The following is a 16,905-nucleotide window of genomic DNA, read 5'->3' as shown; positions in this document are numbered from 1 at the left end:
TACAAACTATCCACTCAACATTTATCGCCCCACCACGCGCTGTGAACTGTACGCGATGCAGACAGACAGCCTGCTCGAACCTGTTACTTCTCCGCTAATGTCTGAATACGTTCCATCATCCCTGCTGTATCCATACCAGCATGATTGCCTAGTAGAATCACGACAACCCCATTGCCAAGATTCCGTGACATTCCGGTAGAATAGCCGCTGCCACTGCCATTGTGATAGACCGTCTTATTCCCCTCGCTGCTCTGCGGACTTACGATCCAGCCATACCCGTAGCCTTTCTCTGAATAGGGGGTATACATAGCGTCTAGTGAAGCCTGGCTCAATAATCGCTTGGACGCTAGGAGACGATCCCATCTCAACAGATCATCAACGGTGGAATATAACGTGCCCGCTCCTGATTGGGATCTATAATAAGGGGCTTTGATCCACTGCCCATTTTTTAATAGATATCCTTGATTCGTTAATGTTGCAGGGGTTGCAGTTCCTGAGCTTCTCATGCCTGCAGCTTGCAGCAAATGATCAGCTACATAATCCTCATAGCTCTGCCCAGATAGCTGCTCAATAATATAGGCGAGCAGCACATAGCCATTATTGCTGTATTTATAAGCCGCCCCCGGCTCAAATTCTAGCTTTTTCGTCCGAATCTCGGCAACGGTTTCCTCTATTGTACGTGGCTTGTCCCGACTAAATTCGGAGGGAAGTCCCGATGTATGCGACATTAGCATATGTAATGTAATTTCACTGCCCCTAGGAATTCCAGCTATATAGTCTGACACAGGATCATTCAGACTCAGCTTGCCCTCTTCCTCCAGCTTCATAATCGAGGCCGCTGTGAATGACTTCGTTATCGAGGCAATCCGCGACTTGGCGTCCGGACGATTCAGCTTCGTGCTGCTGGATAATCCATAGCCTTTTCGCAGCCAAAGATCGCCGTCTTTAGCAACAAGCGCCATTCCTGAATAAGCCTGCTCTTTCAAATATCGATCAACTGCGGTCATTTTTTGAGAAAAATAAGTAATAGGATCTGCATCCAGATCAATAGTCATTGCCTTGGAGGTATTCGCAATTCGTAGGGATGCCTTTAACGAGTCCCCTAATGAGCGAGCCGGTACCATCAACGTTCCTTGGACAGTTCGCGATTTGGCTGTCATAGCCAAAAGATGGCCCTCCGCACTTAGCGCAGACGTGCCTGCCCGATGCGTAATCGTATCTCCATGAAGACGGATCGTTGCTGTTCCCGTCGAATTGCTCCATGATACGTTCCCGCCCAGCGCCTTCGCCGCTTCACGCAGTGGAATGAAGGTCGTGCCTCCTTGAACGAAAGGCTGCGTACTCCAAATCGTCTGCTTCCCGTTCACCTTCACTATTATCGCTTTATCAGCCGCTCTACTGCCGCTAGCCTCCACCGTACTGCCCGCCATCGCAACCATAATAACGATCGCCAGACCTACTATGGTTCGCAGGCCGTCAGCCAGCTGTTGTACTCTTGTTGTCCGTTTTTTCATTGACAAACCAACCTCCCCATTTAGTAGCTCCTCCTCTATTATGACTTTGAAGAAAGCACTGTGCAATTTTGACCTCATTCTGTCTATTACCCGTATCAATCAGAACATAAACTACTTTTTATTTCTTCCCCATAAAAAACAGCCTCCCATGGAATGCTGCGCCTCATAAACTAGTAGCCTCTGCCAAAAAAAGCATCCTTTCGCTGCTCTTCACCCTCACAAGAAAAAAAAGCTGCCCACAAGCCGAGGCCTGTGGGCAGCTAACACATAACGTATTTATTTACTTCCGTCAATTACATCCAGCACTTGCTGCACATGGCCCTTCACTTTAACTTTACGCCATTCGTGAGCAAGCTTCCCTTGCTCATCAATTAGAAAAGTAGAGCGTACAACGCCCATATATTCTTTGCCGTACAGCTTCTTCAACTGCCACACGCCATACAGCTCGCTGACCTCATGCTGCTCGTCCGACAGCAATAGGAACGGCAGCTCTTGCTTGCCGATGAATCGCACATGCGATTTGACCGGATCAGGGCTAATCCCGAGTACAACTGCGCCATGACCTGCCAATGCTTCATTCGCATCACGGAAATCGCAGGCTTGCTGTGTACAAGCAGGCGTACTATCCTTTGGATAAAAATAAATAATAACTTTACTGCCCCGATAGTCACTTAGCTTAACCTGCGTCCCATCAGAGGCTGGCAATGTGAAGTCGGGCACTTCCTGCCCTATCATCATCGTCGTCATCGCCATTCCCCCTTTCACAAACGAATAGCTGTACAGGCTACGAACCCGCACCTCTATAACGTTTTACCCCATTATTCCATAATAGAAGCCCTAATGTGAATACGACAACCCCAACTACAGGGGTCAACATAGCCAGCTTAGACAGATCATCGGTCTTCTCCGCCAGGAAATAAGAAGCCGGTATAACGCCGACAAACGCGAATGGCAATATCCAAGTTAGAAGAAAACGAATCGTTTTGTTATAAATATTAACGGGGTACCGTCCATAGTTCTGAATGTTGTAGATCAGCGGCACGATACCCGTTGGTGCGTCTGAGTAGAAGGAAATAGCCGACAAAGCCGTATAGATTCCTGCATAGACAAGCACCGCTCCTGCCACGAATAGCGCAAGCACGAACGGATCGTACCAATGGAACGGCAGGCCAAGCTGTGACCAGCTAGTTGCCATAATGATTCCGCCGACTAAGGAGCCAATTAAAGATGGCGGGTCAACGTTCTCAAGGAGCACCTGAAATAGGCTATGTGCCGGTCGTGTCAGAACACGATCCATTTCCCCTTTGACGATATAGCGTTCACTGAAATTCCATACGTTGAAGAACGTCGCGAATAGACCATACGGGATCATAAAGAAGCCATATACGAACACAACCTCAGCCTCTGACCAGCCGCCAAGCGATGACGTATGCTGGAATACGACAAGGATGAAGATCAGGTTCATCCCTTGGAACAGCATATCAGAGATGACCTCTACCCAGAAGTCTGCTCGGTAGGTTAGTCTTGTTTTTGCATAGTTTTTGAGATATTCCCAGAACAATACTGCGTAGATCATTGCTATTAACCTCCTTGCACGAACAGCCGCTTACGCGCCGCCCGCCAGGTAAACCAGATTGGAACAAGCAGGATGGAGAACCAGGCCGCCTGCAGACCCATTAGACCAAATGCTTCATGAAGCGGGGTCCGTCCCGTAAAAACAGCACTTGGCAAATACGTAATCGCTTGAAATGGCAGCCATTTCATAATCATCTCCAGCCAGCCTGGGAAAAAAGCGATCGGAATAAGAACACCCGAGAACAAATCAACGAGAACACGCTTCATCCGCATCATGCCTTCATTGTTTTCCACGAAGAAGGCGAACAGTCCCGTCAATATGTTGATTTGGGAATTAATAAGGAAACTGAACAACAGCATGACCAGATAGACTGCCCAAGTTGCTGGATCAGAAGGCAGCGTGACCGGAAAGATCAGGCATACGATGACCATACCCGGCACCATGAATAGAAGCATGCGGAACAGTCCTTCACCGAACCCCTGCATCATCTTAACGAGCAAATAGGAATATGGCCGAATTAACTGCATCGCGATGCTGCCATCCCGAATATCATTGGCAATCTCACGATCTAGGTTGTTGAAATAAAAGGCACGAGCCATCCACGAAACGGCCACATAGGTTGTCATTTGTGCCAACGTGAAGCCAGCCAATTCTTCCTGCGATCCATAGATCGCTTTCCATAGAAAATAGTAAGCGCCAATATTAATTGCATAAATAATAATGCCGCTGTAATAATTGACACGATAAGCCAGCATGGTCAAGAAACGAATACGAATAAAGTCCAAATAAGCACTCATCATCGTACAGATGTCTCCTTGGCCTTATCTTCGGCTTCCTCATCAACCGGGCGAATAGAAGCAGCCATCGTTGCCGTGGCAGAACCGGACTTATAAATTTCTCGAACAATTTCGTCTGTATTCGTCTCAATAATCTTGATGTCGCGGATATCGGCTCCTCCGACCACAAGCCCGAGCGCATCCGACACATTAATCGAATGCGGCAGCCACATCGTAGCGCTGAGGTCGCTGTCCATTTTCCAAGTTACATCCAGCCCGCTGGTCAAATGCTCCAGCCTGCCAATTGGCGTCTGTTGGCCGAATTGGAATTGCACCTCGCGGCCCTTGCTCCATCTGCTCTTCAGATCCTCAAGCCCGCCATCATAGATAATGCGGCCATCATCCAGCATAATGACACGGGAGCATAACGCTTCGATATCCTGCAAGTCATGCGTCGTCAGCAGAATCGTCGTACCCTCTTCTTTGTTCAAATCTGTCAGAAATTCACGAATAGCCGTCTTAACAACAATATCAAGGCCGATTGTCGGCTCATCCAGAAACAGAATAGCTGGATTATGGAGCAAGGATGCTACCAACTCACAGCGCATGCGCTGGCCAAGGCTAAGCTTACGAACAGGACGATTCAGCAGCTCTCCAAGGTCCAGACGCTCAATCAAATTATTCAGCCGCTTGCGGAAATCCACCTCAGATACCCCATACACTTTGCGTAGCAGCTGAAAGGACTCAATGACCCCGATATCCCACCATAGCTGCGAACGCTGTCCAAACACGACTCCGATCCCGCCCACGAACTTCTCACGTTCCTTGTAAGGAACGTAGCCGTTCACCTTCAAAGTGCCCGAGGTTGGTACGAGAATTCCTGTCAGCATTTTGATAGTCGTGGATTTGCCTGCCCCATTCTCTCCAATATAGCCGCAAATTTCGCCCTGCGGAATTTGGAATGAGATATCTTTGACTGCCCGGATCTCGTTATACTCTCGTTTGAACAAGTCCTTCAGCGCACCCGATAATCCCTCGCGATTCTTCTGTACTTTAAACTGCTTTCGCAGATCTTTCACATCTATTGCAAGCATGCTGTCTGTTAACCCCTCTCCGTGCATACGGTCGACATTTCCCGGGAAATTGTGATCGTTTTCCAGTTAAAACGATAAAACTTGCTTCCACATGACGTTCCGCTTTATAATTTTATGATATGTAATACTACAATAGTTATTGTAATGCGTAAACGTCTGTCTTTGCCAGAGGCGGATATAACTATTGTACAAAGGAAATATAACTTAATAAGATGTAGTTGCTGAAAGGAGCACTATTAAAGAAATGCGCAAACAACCGAAGAAAAAATCAAAAACCTGGAAATGGCTATTAACCAGCTTCCTCGTACTACTAGGCATCAGTATCGTCTTCGCAGTATATTGGGGCACAGGTGTATATAAAGCATTAGATAATTACAGCAAGCCTAAGGAAGAATCACGCTTCGGTCAATTCGAGGAAAAGCCAGAGCTTGAGGCTCCCAAATGGGAAGGTACCGAACGCGTAAATATTCTATTGCTGGGCGGGGATGCTCGTGGCGTAGACGAAGGACAGGTTCCCCGTTCGGACTCTTTGCTTATCGCTTCCTTTGATCCAATTACGAAGAAAGCTCATTTATTCTCGGTTTTGCGTGACACCTACGTAAAGATTGAAGGCCATGGACGCGGGCGTATTAATACCGCAATTACCCTTGGCGGACCGGATCTGGCAATGAAAACGGTGGGTGAATTGTTAGGACTTGATATCCAATATTATGTGTACACGGATTTTGAAGGATTCAAGGCATTAATTGACACCATTGGCGGCGTATATTTCGATGTCGAGAAAGATATGCACTACACGGATAATGCGGATGAGAATCGCTATGACATCAACCTCAAGAAAGGCTACCAGCTGCTTGATGGTGATAAGGCATTGCAATATGTCCGCTTCCGCCATGATGCAATGAGTGACTTCACCCGTACTGAGCGGCAGCGTGAATTTCTAAAGGTTGTTGCCAAGGAACTGCAATCCACTTGGAATATTATCAAAATGAAAGAAATTCTTGAGAGCGTATCGCCTTATGTTGAGACGAACCTATCGGTTGGTGACATGCTCAAGCTTGGACAACTCGGTGTTGAGAGCCGTGTAGGCGGGACGGCACAAGTTCCTCCAATGGACATGATCGCGGATGAGAAGGTTGGCGGGGCATCGGTATTAACCGTCCGCAACCCTGAGGAGCTGCTTGAGTTCGTCAAAACTACGCTCGAAGCCGATGAGACGGTTCCAGATCCATCCGAAACGCCAGCAGCTACTGCTGACAGCGTTACAAGTGAGACAACAGCGCAATAAACGTTTGTTGCGGCTTCATTCCGTTATCGGAATGAAGCCGTTTTTGACACTAAAAATAATGCAGACAACATCAATAGGAGGTTCATTACGATGATCATGCAACGTACACGTTCTGAAGCACTTTATCAAGAAGCACTTGAGCATATTGTTGGAGGCGTCAACAGCCCCTCCCGTTCTTTCAAAGCCGTTGGAGGCGGTGCGCCCGTCTTTATGAAACGAGCCGAAGGCGCCTACTTCTGGGATGTCGATGACAACCGCTACATCGATTATTTGGCGGCCTACGGTCCCATCATCACGGGTCATGCCCATCCGCATATTACAGAAGCGATTATTAGAGCAGCTCAGAATGGCACCCTCTATGGCACGCCTACAGAGCTGGAGATTAAGCTCGCACGCATGCTTAAGGAAGCTATCCCATCAATGGATAAAGTTCGCTTTGTGAACTCCGGGACTGAGGCAGTCATGACGACAATTCGTGTCGCTCGTGCCTATACGAAACGCAACAAAATCATCAAGTTCGCTGGCTGCTATCATGGCCATTCTGATCTAGTGCTCGTTGCTGCCGGGTCTGGTCCGTCTACGCTTGGCATACCTGATAGCGCCGGTATTCCTACGAGCATCGCCCAAGAGGTTATAACGGTGCCCTTCAACGATCTGGATGCGCTGAAGCAAGCCTTGGAGCGTTGGGGAGACGATACAGCAGCTGTAATGGTTGAGCCGATCGTTGGCAATTTCGGTATGGTTATGCCAGAGGCAGGCTTCCTCGAAGGCCTTTGTGAGCTTACCCGCGCTGCAGGGGCGCTTGTCATCTATGATGAAGTGATTACAGCCTTCCGCTTCCACTATGGTTCAACTCAGACGATGGATGTGTTCCCGGATCATCAGGCGATTGAGCCTGACTTGACGGCGCTTGGCAAAGTTATTGGCGGCGGCCTTCCAATCGGTGCTTATGGCGGACGCAAAGAGATCATGGAGCAGGTTGCTCCGCTAGGCCCTGCTTATCAAGCTGGTACGATGGCAGGCAACCCGGCATCTATCTCAGCTGGTATTGCTTGCCTTGAAGTGCTTCAAGAAGCCGGTGTCTATGATCGCATGAATGCGCTCGCCACTACACTAGCTAATGGCCTGCAAGCGACAGCCGATCGTCATGGCGTTAAGCTGACCATCAATCAGATTCGCGGGTCCTTCTCCGCCCACTTCTGCGACCATCCCGTAACCAACTATGACCATGCACAGGATACCGATGGCGAGATGTTCGGCCGATTCTTCAAGCTTATGCTCGATCAGGGAATTAATTTGGCCCCTTCCAAATATGAGGCTTGGTTCTTGACTACCGCTCATACGGAAGCAGATATTGAAGCGACTCTTGCAGCAGCGGACTATGCCTTCTCCAAACTGTAACGTCCAAAAGGTTTGATTCCTGTCAGACCTATTTTCAAGAAAATTGTCTAACTAAAAGAACCTTCAGATCCGCTTTCATAGCGGTTTTGAAGGTTCTTCTTAGTTTCAAATACTACGGATTACGTCAAACAATCCACCGGTGCTACTTCACAGCATCTGCTTGAGTTAGAGCATCAAGCAATGGCTGATGGATAGTCCCATTGGAAGCCACAACGTTACGTACGCCTAAATCGTATGGCTTGCCTAATGTATCGGTCACGTTGCCGCCGGATTCCTGTACCAACAGCGCCCCTGCTGCCAGATCCCAGCTATTCAGCCCAATCTCCCAGAACCCGCTGAGCCTCCCGGCCGCTACATAGGCTAGATGAAGGGCGGCAGAGCCGCCTGAGCGAATGTTGCGCACCTGTGGAGCAAGAGCCTGCAGGCCCTTCATGTTCAGCGGCAGCGCATATTGCTGGTCGGTTGGGAAGCCTGTGGCGATTAATCCCTGCTTAAGCTCCAGTTCGGCGGATACATTCATCCGTTTGCCATGGACATAAGCCCCTTTGCCTTTCTCCGCAAGGAATAGCTCATCCCGCATTGGATCATAGACCACCCCTAGGATGACCTCTCCCTTATAAGCAAGAGCAATGGATACCACGAAAAACGGAAAGCCATGAACGAAATTGGTCGTCCCGTCAATCGGATCGACAATCCATAAATATTCTTCTTCACGGACTTCAGCAAGCGCACGGGTCGCAGCCTCAGGTCCTGGCTCAACCCCTTCCTCACCAAGGAAAGAATGATGAGGAAAATGGGTTTGTATTAATCGCTTGATCAGCACCTCAGAGCCTTTATCAATCTCTGTTACCAGATCATGCGAGGAATGTTTCATATCTAGCTTCTCATAGTTTCCTAGCTTCGTCTTAATCCACTCTCCGGCTTTGGCCGCACAGTTTATGGCAACGGCAGTGAAGCTTTTTCCGCCAACGACGAAAGTATTCTTTTCACTCACAGACCATCACTCAACTCTCTATTATAATTATGAATCGCTTATGATCTAGTTCTATACGCTTAAGCTCTCTCATAAGTTCCCACTATCTTATTACAAGGCACTTAAATTTCCATCCAGCCTTGAATGATAAGCTGGCAAGACAAGGCAAGAAGCGTAAGCCTGAGCAGCCATAGCAAGCCCTTGCCGCTCATTCTGCCAGCAATCTTAGCACCAAGCCTGCCTCCAATCCATGCTCCTGGAATCAATGCCAATACTAGCCAATAATTGATTTCTCCCAACCAACCATGCATTCCGCTGCCTAATAAAGAAGAAAGGAAAATAACGAACATCGACGTCGCTGTCGCCGTATGCGGAGGAAAGCGGAATAATAATACCATTAACGGTACGAACAGCGAGCCCCCTCCAATACCGAACAGCCCTGATATAAGGCCTACGCCAAACCCAATCGAAAGTGCTGGAACAAGCGCATAACCGTAAGTATATACACGGCCAGTCGAATCGGTGACCGAGCGTTGGATTGGCCATTCTTTTGTAATCGGTTTCATATAATCACGCGCAATGAGCAGACCAGCCATTAACAACATGAATATACCGAAGGATAATGAAAAAGCAGCGCCTTGGAACTTGCCCGTTAGCGCTGATCCCAGCAAGGCAGCGGGACCGCTAGTAATGAAGAACATCCAGCCGCTGCGAAAGTCGACCAGTCCCTTACGGGCATAGCTCATCGTAGAAGCTAATGCCGTAACGATCAACATCGTTAACGAAGTTCCGACTGCGGTAGCATGATCAATGGCTCCGCCTGTAAGCTGCGGGCCAAGAAGCATAAGGGCAGGAACGATAATAATTCCCCCGCCAAGCCCTACAATGCTGCCAAATATAGCTGCAACTGCACCTAGCAGCATCAATAATAGCCACTCCAGCATAGCCTAGTCTTCACCGCTTCTCTTTTTTTAGAATACTGGCAGAGCAACACCGCCAAGACAAATCTTGGCGGTGTTATTCATGCCCAAATTTCAACACTGCCTTCATCAATGACACGTATATTTTGCCCTTGTGCCTCCATAGCCCTTAGATCCTCCATAAGCTTAAGCAATGCAGCATCCTTGCTCTTGGCTTCCAGCATACAATCCAACCTAGAAGTAGAGCCTGCAATCTGGCGAAGGAACTGCACCAGCGTTTCAGCCTCCACATAGTCGGCATGACCTCTCGGATCGGATAGACTTTTCGGACTGGAAGCGTGAATCTTCGGAGGCAGCTCGTTTTCAGCAAGACCCAGCCGAATTTCCTCTTCCCTCCACGTACGAACAATTCGCGGCCAAAGATGCGTACACAGCTCCTCCATAGATTCATCCCCGCCATCATTAACCGCATGATGATGAATGTCCAGCACCATAGGCACCGCCACTTCTTCCGCAGCTTCCAGCGTCTCTCTCACTGTGAAGGTCTTATCGTCATTCTCCAGCGTCACCCGCTCCTTTAAACGCAGCGGCAGAGCGCCAAATTGCTCTACAAAGCGGGCCTTGGAGGTTGGCTTGTCCCCATAAGCACCGCCTATATGTATATTGCATTTGACGGTGGCAGGAAGCTCCATTGCTTCCAGCATTGCGATATGATAATTCAGATCTCGCTCTGAACTGGCAAGCACCTCTGGCCTTGGAGTACTAAACACGCAAAAATGATCAGGGTGAAAGGATACTCTCATCCCGGTTTTTTGCACAAAAGCACCTAATGCTTTGAAAGAGGGCCCCAAAGCTTCGAAGGGATTCCAATCCGCCAAAGCATCATGCGTAGCCAGCGGTATTAGCTTGGAGGATAAGCGGTACATTCGAATGTCATGCGCAACAGCATGCTTCATAATGCGCAGAGTGCTATGCAGGTTATCTTCTGCAATACGCTCAAGCTTGCGAATCGCCGCTTCTCGATCAAGTAGTTTGGAAAAATTTTTAAAAGTCATCGTGCGAGACGGCGAAGCATTCTCCAAAAGCACACTCATCGCAACAAAGCCGAAACGAACAATCACTTATGCCCGCTCCCCAAAAAACATTTCGTAAGCCAATGCTGTCTGCACCTTAGACTCTTCTTCTGTTAGCTTTCTCACTAGCTCCATCTCCACTTGTGTAACTTCTTCGCCTTGAAAATTAATTTCGGCAATAGAAGCGAGGATGCGTACAATCGCGATTGCCTGATTGGCAGGTGTATAGGCAATTACCTTCTGTCCGGTAGGGTATACGCGAAATCCGCTCTTCACCATTTTGCCCCGGCCGTATTCAAGCAATTCATAGAGTTCCTGTTCAGACTTGAATTTGCATACGGAATTAAACTCAGTTGCAAAACCCATGTAATCTACCTCCTTCCTTGTTGTATTTTATTTCACCGTTCTCCCAAAGCTTATTTTCCGTTACTTATTTGCCGCCAAAATCAATACTTTGTTTGTCCGTATAACGTTTCTGGGCAAGCTCAATCAGCTTATCCAACAAATCCCTATAGGGCAGCCCTGTTTCCTTCCACATTAACGGATACATACTGAACGGGGTGAAGCCTGGCAAGGTATTTACTTCATTGATGAATAACTGATTATTGGATTTGCGCAAGAAGAAATCTACGCGGGACAACCCTGATCCATCAATGGACAGAAAAGCGCGTACCGCCATCTCCCTAACCGATTCCGCTACGCCCTCAGGAAGATTGGCCGGAATTTGCATTGTCGACTTTCCGTCCACATATTTGGCTTTATAATCATAAAATTCATTCGAAGGAGCAATTTCACCTGGAACGGATGCTTTAGGCTCATCATTGCCAAGTACACTTACTTCAATTTCCCTTGCATCTACGAATTCTTCAACGATGACTTTGCGGTCATAACGGAAAGCATACTCAATAGCAGCCATAAGCTCCTCGCGATTCTTGGCTTTGGATATCCCTACGCTTGAACCAAGATTAGCTGGCTTGACGAAGCAAGGGTAGCCGAGTGAAACCTCACATTCCATAATAAAGAAAGAAGGGTCCTTCTCCCATTGCGTGCGGTTAAAATAACGGAACACGCATTGCGGTAATCCATCCTGCGCGAATACCTTCTTCATCATAATCTTGTCCATGCCAACTGCCGAGGCTAGAACTCCAGCCCCAACATAAGGAATATTAGCGATTTCCAGCAGGCCTTGGATCGTACCATCCTCACCGAATGTCCCATGCAGCAATGGGAACACCACATCAATAGAATGGCTTTCCTTGCTTCCTTCGGAGGCTGTGCGGTTCAACCGTTCGAACAACGGAGCAAGCGGCAGCACGTTGCTTCCTTCACTGGCCGCCTGTTCAAGACGAAGCACATCAACCGTAAGAGGTTTGCTAGCAAGCTTCTCTCCAACTCTCCACTCCCCGAGCTTGGTTATATAAAATGGTGTTATTTCGTATTTGGCATAATCGAATTCACCCGTAACAGCAAATGCGGTCTGAAGCGACACATCATGCTCCCCTGACTTGCCTCCATAAATAAGCCCAACATGTATCTTCTTCCCCATAGCCAATCCCCCGGTATAATCAATTTATAATAAGTCTGCGATATGAAAAAAACGATATTGGGTCTGCTCCGTCCATGCATAAGAATCGCGATAATCCCAATAACGATGTCTGCTAGGTACGGTATTGGCGTTAACCAGCGGCATGCCTGCGGCATCAAACGCCGTCACAATCGTGCTATGCTCAAAACGATTATCTCCGTTCCAATCATACGTAATAACGTCACCCAGCTCGAGCTCCTCGGCTGAATGCACAATCGTTGCCCGGAGGCCTGACTTGCGCTCCGCGGATAAATAATTAGCCAAGGCATTCGATACCGCCCAACTGTAGCTCCACCATTCACGGCCGCCGTTACGGCCTTTATACCACCAGCCCGATCCTCTTTTACCAGTATAGTTCATCGGAGCATTGCCTGCAAAGATCGACTGGGAAATGTAGTTCGTACAATTGACCTCAAACTCCTCATAGGACTGGTTTGGCTGATTCCAATGCGCATCCGCATAAGCAGCTGCCAAGTCTCTCCTGTAAGGAATACCCGCTTGGCGGTGTTTGAATTGCGGGAATAGGTCATAATTTAGATAGGGCATTGATGTCGCAGGAGGATCATTGTCAAGCAGCTCATTTTGCTGCTCTTCTGACCAGCTGGTTTGTTCGATCCCGCCATAACGAGGCCGCCTCTCCGCTATGACGGGCTCAATGCGGACAACCTGCCAATAGTCACCGAGGGAGGAGAGCCATAACCGCTCCAGCTCGGTTCTTTCTTCCATATAATAAAGGCCGGCATGCTCCATCAATCGCTTGATATGCAGCTTAATGAGAACAGATACCTCGGACGGTGACTCATTGATCCGAATAAGCTCCGCCTTCGTCTCGCCTCGAGAAGGCAATACGCCGCGAAGCAAATCGCGCTCACGCAAACGAAGCAGGCGCGTGCCGAGTCTTGCGCAATGATCCTTGTCTGTAACAAACCCATCAATAACGGCAGCATGCTGCTCAGTCTCCGCCTGATTGTAGAGGCTGACATATTGATGGACAGCTGATTTCCAGCCTGTTGGCCTGACCTGTCCCTCGTGAACATAATCGGATGAACGCAGCAAAGAGGTCATCTTTGATTGGGACTGTTGATTCCGTGGGGACTGCTGTTTTTGTTTCTGTGCCTGCGGTTTTAACTGCTTCGACTGCTTGGCCTGCGGCTGCGGTGTTGGCGTTGTTGATGATGTGCCAAGCAGGGGTTGGTTGGTTTGCTTAGCGGCATAAATTCCCGTCCCTTGTTTGCCCGATCGCGAAGACATCGCTACCCCTCCTAATCCATGATTTGCTGGTTCATTATATGAGGGAAAGTTTCATTTCATGTAACATTCCCTAAGCTATTCGCTATTTAAAGGAGGATCATTGAATTCTATGTCCAAGCTTCAGAATCCATACGGCGTTCATACTTCCCTTGACTCAGGCGGTTCAAGCTACGCGTATTACCGAATAGCAGGCCTTGAAGAGCAAGGTCTTGGCCCTGTATCCAAGCTTCCCTTCTCTATAAAAGTGCTGCTGGAAGCAGCGGTTCGTCAATTCGATGGTCATGCAATAACAGCTGAGCATATCAAGCAGCTTGCTTCATGGGCAGATGGGCGTGAGGATAAGGAAATCCCCTTTATTCCTGCCAGAATTGTGCTGCAAGACTTTACTGGTGTCCCGGTCGTTGTAGATCTGGCAGCGATGAGGGATACCGTCAAGCACGCAGGAGGGGATCCGAAGCAGATCAATCCGCTCGTTCCGGTCGATCTCGTTATTGACCATTCCATCATGGTCGATGCCTTCGGCACTCCTCAATCGTTGGAATACAACACTAAAGTAGAGTTTCAGCGGAACGAGGAGCGCTACCGTTTTTTGCGATGGGCACAGACCGCATTCAATAATTTCCGTGCAATTCCACCAGGTACGGGCATTGTTCATCAAGTGAATCTGGAATATTTGGCCTCCGTAGCTGCAACCAGACATATAGATGGTGAGACCATCGTCTTCCCCGATTCGCTTGTTGGTACCGACTCCCATACGACGATGATCAACGGCCTTGGTATTGTCGGCTGGGGGGTAGGCGGTATTGAAGCTGAGGCCGGCATGCTCGGACAACCGCTTTACTTCGTTACACCAGAGGTCATTGGCTTCAAGCTGACTGGCAGCCTAGCGGAGGGCTCGACCGCAACTGATCTAGCGCTTACCGTGACCCAAATTTTGCGTAAAAAAGGCGTCGTCGGCAAATTCGTAGAATTTTTCGGCTCCGGGCTATCCAATATTAGCTTGCCCGATCGTGCGACTGTCGCCAATATGGCACCTGAGTACGGAGCAACGATCGGCTATTTTCCCGTTGATAGCGAGACTTTGCACTTTCTTCGTTCAACAGGCCGCTCGGAAGATCAGATTAAGCTCGTAGAAGCTTATTACAAAGCTCAGGATATGTTCCGAACTGACGATACGCCTGACCCTGTATTCAGCGATATAGTGGAGCTTGACCTCTCAACCATCGTCCCTTCCCTTGCAGGGCCGAAGCGTCCGCAGGACCGTGTAGAGCTGACTGCCATGAAGGAGGCCTTCAATACCATTATTCGTACGCCAGTGAATAAGGGCGGCTATGGCATGACTGAGGATAAAATCAAGCAAACCGTAAGCATTACCCATGACAACGGCGAGGTCAGCAAGCTGACAACAGGCTCAGTCGTTATTGCTGCCATTACAAGCTGTACGAACACATCCAACCCAAGCGTTATGCTCGGTGCCGGACTCGTGGCTAAGAAGGCGGTCCAGAGGGGTCTAAGAACGCCTGCCTATGTCAAAACCTCTCTCACTCCAGGCTCGCTTGTCGTTACCGAATATTTAGTCAAAGCAGGCTTGCTTAAGCCCTTGGAGAAACTCGGCTTCTATTTGGCTGGCTATGGCTGCGGCACTTGCATAGGCAACTCGGGGCCGCTCCCTCCAGAGGTAACCGAAGCTGTGTTGAATGAGGACCTCACTGTCGCTGCTGTCCTGTCAGGCAATCGTAACTTTGAAGGGCGCGTCCACGCTCTTGTAAAAACAAACTATCTCGCTTCTCCCCCGCTTGTAGTCGCTTATGCGCTTGCAGGAACCGTCAATATTGATCTGGCGAGTGAACCAATCGGCTATGACCGCAGCGACAGCCCTGTATTCCTGCGAGATCTGTGGCCTACGGCCCAAGAAATTCAGGAGGCCACTGCTCTAGCCCTGAATCCACAAATGTTCCGTGACAAATACGCCCATGTATTCACGCAGAATGAGCGTTGGAACTCTATTGCAGTGCCTGAGGGTGAGATTTATGAGTGGGATGCCGATTCAACCTATATTCAGAATCCGCCTTTCTTCGAGAAGATTGACAAGGGATTGAATGAGATTGCCGATATCCATTCGGCGAGTGTCCTTGCCTTGCTCGGGGATTCGGTAACTACTGACCATATCTCGCCTGCCGGCAACATTAAGGGCGACAGCCCCGCAGGTTTATATTTAACGGAGCATGGCGTAGAAAGACTGGACTTCAACTCTTATGGCTCACGCCGCGGCAATCATGAGGTTATGATGCGGGGAACCTTGGCTAATATCCGGATTCGCAATCAGATTGCCCCAGGAACAGAGGGCGGGGTTACAACATATTTGCCAACTAATGAAGTGATGTCCATCTACGATGCATCAATGAAGTATCAGGCTAACGGCAAAAACCTGATCGTCATTGCAGGCAAAGAATATGGTACAGGAAGCTCACGTGATTGGGCAGCAAAAGGAACCTATCTGCTAGGCGTCAAAGCCGTAATCGCAGAAAGCTTCGAGCGTATACACCGCGCTAATCTCGTTGGCATGGGCGTACTCCCCCTTCAATTCCAAGAAGGTCAGAGCTGGACAACTCTTGGTATTAACGGCCTTGAGACCTTCGACATTACCGGTCTGAGCGATGATGTACAGCCTGGTCAAGCCTTAACCGTGCAGGCAGTAAGAGAGGATGGCAGCCGCTTCGAGTTTGTTGTGAATGCTCGCCTCGACTCCATGGTTGACGTTGATTATTATCGTAATGGAGGCATCCTTCAGACCGTGCTGCGCCAGATGATGAATTAAGGCTCGGCTATCCTTTTTGTGCTAGTAAAACAATGGGGCTGGTTCAAAACAGCCTTGTCGTTACCGAGTATGAGCAAGCTAGGATTCTTTTCAAAAAGCGCAGTGTCTAGGACATTATTAGTCCAGTACCTGCGCTTTTTGGCTTGGCATGAAAGGAGCTCCTCTACCTTCTATGGCTTTAGTGCACCTTTTTTCTCATTCATCTGCCCGCACACCTATATGATTCAGCCTCAACATTATGCCTGTACGCAGCTCCCAGCGCGCGGTGGGGCGATACGTATTGGCAGTCAACTACAATGTTCCAAATCTCAATTAGTCGAAAGTAAATCAAGGTTTTCTTCCTCAACAATTAATATGGAGGCTCCAATTTTCAAATGTGGCGTTTAAGACACTCCTTTTGGGATTAGACTTCCTCATTAATGTCGTTTGCTAGGATGATACAAGCCCGCGGGCAGCTCCCAGTGCGCGGTGGGGAAATAGGTGTTGTCACTAAAAGCAGCTTTCCGAGTTAGATAAAGTATGTATTGAGATTAAACTAAATAGTGGACACACCATAAGGAAAAACCTTTAAAATAGAATTAACTAAAAGGTCGAGGTGTGACATGGGAAATAGCCGCCAGCAATATGATGAAATGT

Annotated in this window: 14 protein-coding genes; 3 read left to right on the top strand and 11 right to left on the bottom strand. The window is 48.6% G+C overall.

Going from position 1 to position 16,905, the window contains the following annotated elements; genetic code table 11:
* Positions 1 to 83: 83 nt before the first annotated feature.
* From AC50YO_RS18755 to AC50YO_RS18735, 5 genes are all read right to left on the bottom strand, one after another.
* Positions 84 to 1,514: a serine hydrolase domain-containing protein gene (locus AC50YO_RS18755; RefSeq protein ID WP_494849618.1), complete on the bottom strand. Its 1,431-nt coding sequence runs from the start codon at positions 1,512 to 1,514 to the stop codon at positions 84 to 86.
* A 276-nt stretch (positions 1,515 to 1,790) separates the two neighbouring features.
* Positions 1,791 to 2,261: a thioredoxin-dependent thiol peroxidase gene (gene bcp / locus AC50YO_RS18750; protein WP_494849616.1), complete on the bottom strand. Its 471-nt coding sequence runs from the start codon at positions 2,259 to 2,261 to the stop codon at positions 1,791 to 1,793.
* 37 nt (positions 2,262 to 2,298) lie between these two features.
* Positions 2,299 to 3,090 carry an ABC transporter permease gene (locus tag AC50YO_RS18745; protein ID WP_494849615.1) on the bottom strand — a complete coding sequence of 264 codons (792 nt, stop codon included), beginning with the start codon at positions 3,088 to 3,090 and terminating at the stop codon, positions 2,299 to 2,301.
* 5 nt (positions 3,091 to 3,095) lie between these two features.
* Entirely contained in the window at positions 3,096 to 3,890 is a 795-nt protein-coding gene (locus AC50YO_RS18740; protein WP_494849613.1) for an ABC transporter permease, read from the bottom strand.
* The gene (locus AC50YO_RS18735; RefSeq protein WP_494849611.1) at positions 3,887 to 4,960 is read right to left on the bottom strand and encodes an ABC transporter ATP-binding protein; all 1,074 of its coding nucleotides are present in this window, start codon (positions 4,958 to 4,960) and stop codon (positions 3,887 to 3,889) included. Before AC50YO_RS18735 ends, AC50YO_RS18740 begins: the two co-directional genes overlap by 4 nt.
* Before the next feature lie 244 nt (positions 4,961 to 5,204).
* On the opposite strand from AC50YO_RS18735, the gene AC50YO_RS18730 reads away from it, so the two are divergent.
* Positions 5,205 to 6,248, top strand: coding sequence for an LCP family protein (locus AC50YO_RS18730; protein ID WP_494849609.1), 1,044 nt, complete (start codon positions 5,205 to 5,207; stop codon positions 6,246 to 6,248).
* Between the two features lie 90 nt (positions 6,249 to 6,338).
* Positions 6,339 to 7,649 carry a glutamate-1-semialdehyde 2,1-aminomutase gene (locus AC50YO_RS18725; protein ID WP_494849607.1) on the top strand — a complete coding sequence of 437 codons (1,311 nt, stop codon included), beginning with the start codon at positions 6,339 to 6,341 and terminating at the stop codon, positions 7,647 to 7,649.
* Between the two features lie 142 nt (positions 7,650 to 7,791).
* Here AC50YO_RS18725 and AC50YO_RS18720 read toward each other — a convergent pair whose 3' ends face one another.
* The 6 genes from AC50YO_RS18720 to AC50YO_RS18695 all read right to left on the bottom strand — a co-directional run bounded on the left by AC50YO_RS18720 (position 7,792) and on the right by AC50YO_RS18695 (position 13,451).
* A complete protein-coding gene (locus tag AC50YO_RS18720) occupies positions 7,792 to 8,643 on the bottom strand; it encodes an inositol monophosphatase family protein (RefSeq protein ID WP_494849603.1) in 852 nt (283 codons plus the stop codon).
* A gap of 101 nt (positions 8,644 to 8,744) precedes the next feature.
* Positions 8,745 to 9,566 carry a sulfite exporter TauE/SafE family protein gene (locus AC50YO_RS18715; protein ID WP_494849602.1) on the bottom strand — a complete coding sequence of 274 codons (822 nt, stop codon included), beginning with the start codon at positions 9,564 to 9,566 and terminating at the stop codon, positions 8,745 to 8,747.
* A gap of 77 nt (positions 9,567 to 9,643) precedes the next feature.
* Positions 9,644 to 10,663 carry a UV DNA damage repair endonuclease UvsE gene (uvsE, locus tag AC50YO_RS18710; RefSeq protein WP_494849600.1) on the bottom strand — a complete coding sequence of 340 codons (1,020 nt, stop codon included), beginning with the start codon at positions 10,661 to 10,663 and terminating at the stop codon, positions 9,644 to 9,646.
* On the bottom strand, positions 10,664 to 10,981 hold the full coding sequence (locus AC50YO_RS18705; RefSeq protein WP_494849598.1) for a hypothetical protein: 318 nt from the start codon (positions 10,979 to 10,981) through the stop codon (positions 10,664 to 10,666). It lies immediately after the preceding gene.
* A 64-nt stretch (positions 10,982 to 11,045) separates the two neighbouring features.
* Complete coding sequence (locus AC50YO_RS18700) at positions 11,046 to 12,161, bottom strand: D-alanine--D-alanine ligase (RefSeq protein ID WP_494849596.1); 1,116 nt, start codon at positions 12,159 to 12,161, stop codon at positions 11,046 to 11,048.
* A gap of 24 nt (positions 12,162 to 12,185) precedes the next feature.
* The gene (locus AC50YO_RS18695) at positions 12,186 to 13,451 is read right to left on the bottom strand and encodes an amidase domain-containing protein (protein WP_494849594.1); all 1,266 of its coding nucleotides are present in this window, start codon (positions 13,449 to 13,451) and stop codon (positions 12,186 to 12,188) included.
* A 109-nt stretch (positions 13,452 to 13,560) separates the two neighbouring features.
* Between AC50YO_RS18695 and acnA the strand changes: the two genes are divergently transcribed.
* Positions 13,561 to 16,269, top strand: coding sequence for an aconitate hydratase AcnA (gene acnA, locus AC50YO_RS18690; protein ID WP_494849592.1), 2,709 nt, complete (start codon positions 13,561 to 13,563; stop codon positions 16,267 to 16,269).
* The last annotated feature ends 636 nt before the right edge of the window (positions 16,270 to 16,905 follow it).

The organism is Paenibacillus sp. J22P59, from assembly GCF_059383895.1.
This window is presented reverse-complemented; position numbering and strand designations above follow the sequence as displayed.

Coding starts and splice junctions, on each gene's coding strand:
- AC50YO_RS18755 (WP_494849618.1), bottom strand. CDS start 1,514: ATGAAAAAACGGACAACAAGAGTACAACAGCTGGCTGACGGCCTGCGA.
- bcp (WP_494849616.1), bottom strand. CDS start 2,261: ATGACGACGATGATGATAGGGCAGGAAGTGCCCGACTTCACATTGCCA.
- AC50YO_RS18745 (WP_494849615.1), bottom strand. CDS start 3,090: ATGATCTACGCAGTATTGTTCTGGGAATATCTCAAAAACTATGCAAAA.
- AC50YO_RS18740 (WP_494849613.1), bottom strand. CDS start 3,890: ATGATGAGTGCTTATTTGGACTTTATTCGTATTCGTTTCTTGACCATG.
- AC50YO_RS18735 (WP_494849611.1), bottom strand. CDS start 4,960: ATGCTTGCAATAGATGTGAAAGATCTGCGAAAGCAGTTTAAAGTACAG.
- AC50YO_RS18730 (WP_494849609.1), top strand. CDS start 5,205: ATGCGCAAACAACCGAAGAAAAAATCAAAAACCTGGAAATGGCTATTA.
- AC50YO_RS18725 (WP_494849607.1), top strand. CDS start 6,339: ATGATCATGCAACGTACACGTTCTGAAGCACTTTATCAAGAAGCACTT.
- AC50YO_RS18715 (WP_494849602.1), bottom strand. CDS start 9,566: ATGCTGGAGTGGCTATTATTGATGCTGCTAGGTGCAGTTGCAGCTATA.
- AC50YO_RS18705 (WP_494849598.1), bottom strand. CDS start 10,981: ATGGGTTTTGCAACTGAGTTTAATTCCGTATGCAAATTCAAGTCTGAA.
- AC50YO_RS18700 (WP_494849596.1), bottom strand. CDS start 12,161: ATGGGGAAGAAGATACATGTTGGGCTTATTTATGGAGGCAAGTCAGGG.
- AC50YO_RS18695 (WP_494849594.1), bottom strand. CDS start 13,451: ATGTCTTCGCGATCGGGCAAACAAGGGACGGGAATTTATGCCGCTAAG.
- acnA (WP_494849592.1), top strand. CDS start 13,561: ATGTCCAAGCTTCAGAATCCATACGGCGTTCATACTTCCCTTGACTCA.